This window comes from Kitasatospora sp. MBT63 (assembly GCF_000710465.2).
Classification (GTDB): Bacteria; Actinomycetota; Actinomycetes; order Streptomycetales; family Streptomycetaceae; genus Kitasatospora.
On sequence record NZ_JAIZ01000156.1, the window covers coordinates 1 to 4301 of the forward strand.

The 4301-nt window shown below is 74.0% G+C and carries 5 protein-coding genes; 2 read left to right on the plus strand and 3 right to left on the minus strand.

All coding sequences use genetic code 11. The features are described from left to right. Positions 1 to 235 precede the first annotated feature (235 nt). Complete coding sequence (locus AA75_RS10525) at positions 236 to 694, minus strand: MarR family winged helix-turn-helix transcriptional regulator (RefSeq protein WP_033819620.1); 459 nt, start codon at positions 692 to 694, stop codon at positions 236 to 238. Positions 695 to 780: 86 nt separating this feature from the next. On the opposite strand from AA75_RS10525, the gene AA75_RS10530 reads away from it, so the two are divergent. Continuing rightward, complete coding sequence (locus AA75_RS10530) at positions 781 to 1512, plus strand: hemerythrin domain-containing protein (protein WP_051812095.1); 732 nt, start codon at positions 781 to 783, stop codon at positions 1510 to 1512. A 71-nt stretch (positions 1513 to 1583) separates the two neighbouring features. After that, positions 1584 to 2786, plus strand: coding sequence for an FAD-dependent monooxygenase (locus AA75_RS10535; protein ID WP_033819621.1), 1203 nt, complete (start codon positions 1584 to 1586; stop codon positions 2784 to 2786). A 138-nt stretch (positions 2787 to 2924) separates the two neighbouring features. Here the strand turns inward: AA75_RS10535 and AA75_RS10540 are convergent, their stop codons facing one another. Together AA75_RS10540 and AA75_RS49185 are read right to left on the minus strand one after the other, a co-directional pair. Next, positions 2925 to 3281 (minus strand): DUF805 domain-containing protein, encoded by a 357-nt coding sequence (locus AA75_RS10540; protein ID WP_033819622.1) that lies wholly within the window; start codon positions 3279 to 3281, stop codon positions 2925 to 2927. Between the two features lie 201 nt (positions 3282 to 3482). Beyond that, on the minus strand, positions 3483 to 4244 hold the full coding sequence (locus AA75_RS49185) for a hypothetical protein (RefSeq protein WP_082526393.1): 762 nt from the start codon (positions 4242 to 4244) through the stop codon (positions 3483 to 3485). Between the last annotated feature and the right edge of the window lie 57 nt (positions 4245 to 4301).

The following is a 4301-nucleotide window of genomic DNA, read 5'->3' on the forward strand; positions in this document are numbered from 1 at the left end:
CGACGGGACCCGGTCGCCGGGCGCGAGTTCGCCGGCCGCGATCCGCCGTCGCAGCTCGGCGGCGATCCGGGCGGCCGCCCCCGGTCCGGTGCCGCCGGCCGCGGGCGGGCCCGCCGGGCCGTTCGCCGACCCGCCGTCGACCGACTTGTTCACCACGACTCCTCCGCTCCGAACCGGTGCACCTCGACGGGCGCCTGCGGGCACCATCGGCCCTGCGACGACAGTCGCGCCGCGGTCAGCGTACGGGGGCGGCGCTGTCCTGGTCCTCCTGGCGGTCGAGTTCGGTCAGCAGGCCGCGCAGGAAGGAGCGGGTCCGGACGAGGTCGTCCTCGGCGAGGCCGGTGAGGAGTTCCCGGTGTGCGGCGGCGGCGCGGGCGGTGACCAGGGCGAGCGCCTCCTGGCCGAGCGGGGTCAGGGTGAGCAGGGGGGAGCCCTTGTGGTCGGGGTTGGCCGCGAAGGCGGCGTGGCCCGAGGCGGCCAGGTCGTTGGCGACGCGCTGGATGTTCTGCCGGCTGACGCCGAGCCTGCGGGCGGCCTGGGCCACGGTGACCGGGGTCGCCGAGGCCACGCTGAGCACCTGCCAACGGGCCTGGGTGAGCCCGGCCGCCCGGGCGGTCCGCTCGCCGAGCCGGCGCAGCGCCCCGGCCGCCTCGAACACGTCCGCGACCAGCAGGGCCATCATGTCGGCCGCCATCGGCGCCGCCTCCTTTGACAACATATTGTCGATGTGTGAGTCTGTTGTCATCCTACCGCGGGAAATCCAGTTCGAGGAGACCTCCCATGCCCACGATCGACCTGTACCGCAACGTCCACCTCGGCCAGCGGCGCCGGCTCTTCGGCCTCGCCGTCGAGCTCGGCCGTGCCGACGCCGCCCGCCCGGGCCGGGTCGCCGCCCTGGCGGGCGAGTGCCTGGCGATGACCCGCGAACTGCGCGAGCACGCCGACCACGAGGACGCGTTCATCCACCCCCTGCTGCGCGAGCGTGCCCCGGAGGCCGCCGACGCCCTCGAGGCCGAGCACCTGCGGCTGGACGCCTCGCTCGCCGCGCTCGACCGGCGGGCCCGCAGTCTGCCGCAGGCGGGCGACCCGGCCCTGCCGGAGGCGCAGCACGCGCTCTACCTGGCGCTGAACGAGCTGATCAGTGCCTACCTGGCCCACCTGCACGCGGAGGAGACGGTCGCGATGCCCGCGCTGCGCGACCGCTGCGAGGAGTCGGAACTCGCCGGAGTGCTACGGGACTTCCACGCCTCCCGGGCGCCGGAGGCGGCGGTGGCGGACCTGCGGCAGATGCTCCCGGCGCTGCCGCCGGCGGTCCGTGCCGACATCGTGCGGGGCCTGCCGGCCGAAGGGCCCGGTGGTGGCAGCATGCCGGCCGCGGTCGGCGCCGGGCTCACCCGCGAGCAGTACGCCCGGCTGCTGGAGGACCTCGGCATCCCCGAGAGCCACGCCGTGCGGGCGGCCGCCGGCCCGGGTGCACCAGTGCACCAGAATTCCGGTGCACTAGGGCGCTAGTGCGCCGTAGGTCCATTGCTCTGGCGGAATTGGGCTTGCCATGAGTCTGCGTACGCCGTACATTCGGAGGCATGGGACACACCGACATTCTGATCTCCGGCGGCGGCATCGCCGGCCCGGCCCTCGCGTACTGGCTGCACCGGGCGGGCTTCGCCGTCACGGTCGTCGAACGCGCCCCCGCGCCCCGGCCGGGCGGCCAGACCGTGGACCTGCGCGGCGCGGGCCGCACCGTCATCGAGCGGATGGGGCTGATGCCGCAGGCCCGCGAACTCTCCGTCCAGCAGCACGGATTCGTGCTGGTCGACGCGGCCGACCGGATCACCGCCCGGGTGGGCGCGGACAGCTTCGGCGGCGAGGGGATCATCTCCGAGATCGAGATCCTCCGCGGTGACCTCGGCCAGCTGCTGTACGAGGCGACCCGCCCGCACGTCGAGTACCTCTTCGACGACACCATCACCTCCCTCGACCAGGACGAGGACGGCGTGAGCGTCGGCTTCGAGCGGGGCGGCCGACGGCGCTTCGGCCTGGTGGTCGGCGCGGACGGCCTGCACTCGGTGGTCCGGTCCCTCGCCTTCGGGCCGCAGGCGGGCTCCGTCCGCCCGATCGGGATCTACAACGCGTGGTTCACCATGCAGGGCGGCACCGACCTCGGCGGCTGGTTCCGGATGTTCAACGCACCCGGCGGGCTGGTCGCCTCCGCCCGGCCCGGCCGGCACCCCGGCGAGATCAAGGCCGGCCTGGGCTTCCGCTCGCCGCCGCTCGACTACGACCGCCGCGACCTCGACGCCCAGCGGGCGCTGGTGGCCGACCGGTTCGCCGGCGTCGGCTGGCTGGTGCCCGAACTGCTGGCCGCCATGCGCACCGCCGAGGACTTCGCCTTCGACCCGATGGGGCAGGTGCACCTCGACAGCTGGCACCGGGGCCGGACGGTCCTGCTCGGCGACGCCGGGTACTGCGCCACCCCGCTCACCGGCCTCGGCACCAGCCTGGCCCTGGTCGGTGCGTACGTGCTGGCCGGCGAGCTGGCCGGGGCGGGCACCGACCCGCAGGGGGCGCTGCGCCGCTACGACGCCGTGATGCGGCCCTACGTCCGCAAGGCGCAGGAACTGCCGCCCGGCGGCGCCGGCGGCTTCGCACCGTCCTCCGCCCTCGCGATCCGGCTCCGGGCGGCCTCCATGCGGTCGATGAACCGCTGGCCCGTGCGCAACCTGATGGCCGCCCAATTCGCGAAGGCCGGGGACATCGCGCTTCCCCATTACCCGGAACTGAACTGACGTACAGTCATTGAAAGCCACTGCCGGTGCCCATGGTGACGCTGGTTCGGCGGGGGGTCACGTGAAGTTCATCCGCACCGGGCAAAAAGAATCCCGGGTGCGGCCCGGAGGCGGCACCCGGGATTTCCCGGCGAACGGTCAGCCCTGCACGGAGGCGAGCTTCGGGTTCGGGCCGTACTGGTTGTCGTTCGGCTGGCCCTCGGTCGCCAGGAAGACGATCAGGATGATCGAGCCGATGAACGGGATCAGGGAGATCAGCACCCACCAGCCGGAGCGGTTGGTGTCGTGCAGGCGGCGAATGCCGACCGCGATCGAGGGGAGGAGCACGGCGAGCGCGTAGATCGAGCCGAGGACGGCGGTGCCCGCGACGTTGTCGATGACCGCCAGCACGATCGAGATGATGATGTTGACGAGGGCGAACATCCAGAATTCCTGGCGGCGTGCCCGCCCGCTGAATCCGACGTAGTTCTTCAGTACTGCCAGGTACCAGTCCACCGTGGTGCTCCTATTTCTCATGGCTGCTGAGCGGAGCGAACCTATGGCCCGGTCAACTCGCGGTCAAGGTATTTGTGCCGGGCCGATGCGCAACTGTGACGGCGGGCCGGAAACACCCGCCCCATTGCTGCGCACACGCGTGAAATTCCCCCGGTGGACGCACGAATTCCGACGCCGGGTCAGCCCCTCGACCGCGGCCGTTCAATGCCGGTGGTGATTGTCCGGCTGGGCCGGGTCGCCGGGGTGTTCGAGGCCGGGGACGAGGGTCAGCCGGGCCGCCCTGGCATGGTCGAGCCACCGCGTGAACGCTGTGCGGCGGGCGGACTCCAGCAACTGCCCGCACCGGTCCGCCGGGTGCGGCCGGGCGGTCCGGCGGGCCGTCAGGGTGGCGGTCCAGCCGCCCGCCGTGACCGGCCGGCCCTCGGGCGCCCGGCTCAGAGCGGCGGCCAGCTCGGCCGGCAGTGACTCCGGCGCGGCCTCGAACTCGCCGTCCGGCGTGGCCAGCCGCCAGAGCTCGACGGGCGGCCCGGGATCCGCCGCCGGCCGGCGGACCGGGTCGGCGACGGTGTCGGCGGTGACGGCCCGGTAGACCGCACGGACCGCCGCACTGCCCTCGAACGCCGCCGCCGTGATGGACCCCAGCTCGACCGCCGCCCGCTGGTCCAGCCTGACCGGGGCGGTCCCGGTGCAGTCCAGACCGCGCTCGGCCGCCTCCGCCGCACACAGCGCCTCGGTGAGGAGCACCTGTGCGACCCAGCGGGTCAGCTGCCGGTCCTCCGCGCTGCCCGCCACCGGCAGCGCGGCGGACCGCGGCCCGGCCCGCAGCGCGGCGAGCCGCCGGTCCAGCTCCGCCCGGTCCAGCGGGCGCCCGTCGAGCAGGCCGAGCACGCCCGCGTGCGGGTGGGCGTGCGCGTGCTCGTGGCGCTCGGAGTGGTCGTGGTGCTCGTGGTGGTGCCGACTCACGGGGCCACCACCAGCTCGACGGTCGGCGCGTACTGGCAGCGCCCGAACCACATCGCC

Excerpts from the sequence above, each read along its gene's own strand:
- AA75_RS10530 (WP_051812095.1), top strand. The coding sequence starts at position 781 with ATGCCCACGATCGACCTGTACCGCAACGTCCACCTCGGCCAGCGGCGC.
- AA75_RS10525 (WP_033819620.1), bottom strand. The coding sequence starts at position 694 with ATGGCGGCCGACATGATGGCCCTGCTGGTCGCGGACGTGTTCGAGGCG.
- AA75_RS10535 (WP_033819621.1), top strand. The coding sequence starts at position 1,584 with ATGGGACACACCGACATTCTGATCTCCGGCGGCGGCATCGCCGGCCCG.